Source organism: Myxococcus sp. CA051A, assembly GCF_013336705.1.
Classification (GTDB): domain Bacteria; phylum Myxococcota; class Myxococcia; order Myxococcales; family Myxococcaceae; genus Myxococcus; species Myxococcus llanfairpwllgwyngyllgogerychwyrndrobwllllantysiliogogogochensis.
Map to the genome: position 1 here is coordinate 1 of NZ_JABUMS010000063.1, position 899 is coordinate 899.

Here is an 899-nt window from a genome sequence, read left to right on the forward strand (position 1 = left end):
CGGTGAGCGTCAAGGTAGATGTCGCGTGAGAGGGTTCAGCCGATGCGCTTCATCTCCTGCACGGCCGGGATGAGGCTGGGCGAGGGGCCCAGGCGGACGGAGCCCGCGGGAGTCCAGTTGCGCGTGACGCGGCTCCATCGCTCCGGGTGACGGGATTGGGCGCGCTGGTACACCCGGTGGCGTCGAGCCATCAGCGAGGCCTCGCGACCGAAGTGCCTGTCGTCAGGCGTGACGAAGCGGATGGCGGAGTGAAGGTGCTCGGTGTTGTACCAATCCACGAAGCGCGTCACCCAGTCGTGCGCATCCTCGGCGGACGCAAAGGGCCGCCGCGGGAAGCTGGGGCGGTACTTCAGCGTGCGGAAGAGGGCTTCGGAGAAGGGGTTGTCGTTCGAGACGCGGGGCCGGCTGAAGGACGGGGTGACGCCCAACCATTGCAAAGTGGCCAGCAACGTGGCGCCCTTCATCGGGCCGCCGTTGTCAGAATGCAGCACCAGCCCCTCGGGGCAGCCGGCCTGCTGCCAAGAGCGGCGGATGAGGACCGAGGCATGCTCGGACGACTCCTCTTCGTGCACCGCGAAGCCCATGATTCGCCGGCTGAAGACGTCCACCACCAGGTACAGGTAGAGGAAGGCGCCCTTCACCGGGCCCTTCAGGTAGGTGATATCCCAACTCCAGACCTGGTTGGGCCCGGTGGCGGTGTGCTCGGCCCGGGGCCTGGGCGTGGGCGCCTTGGCATGGCCTCGGTGGGCCAACTGACCCGCCTCGCGCAGCACACGGTAGAAACTCGCCTCGCTGGCGACGTACTCGCCTCGGTCCGCCAGCCTGGGGACAATCTGCTTGGGCGAGGCGTCCCGGAACTCCTCACTGTTGGCCACCGCCAGGATTCGGCGCCGCTCCAC

The 899-nt window shown here is 68.0% G+C and carries 1 protein-coding gene; it reads right to left on the minus strand.

Translation table 11 applies throughout. From position 1 onward, the window contains the following. Positions 1-35: 35 nt before the first annotated feature. Positions 36-899: IS3 family transposase (locus HUA74_RS44910; RefSeq protein ID WP_174459507.1), on the minus strand; the 864-nt coding region annotated here is incomplete at its 5' end.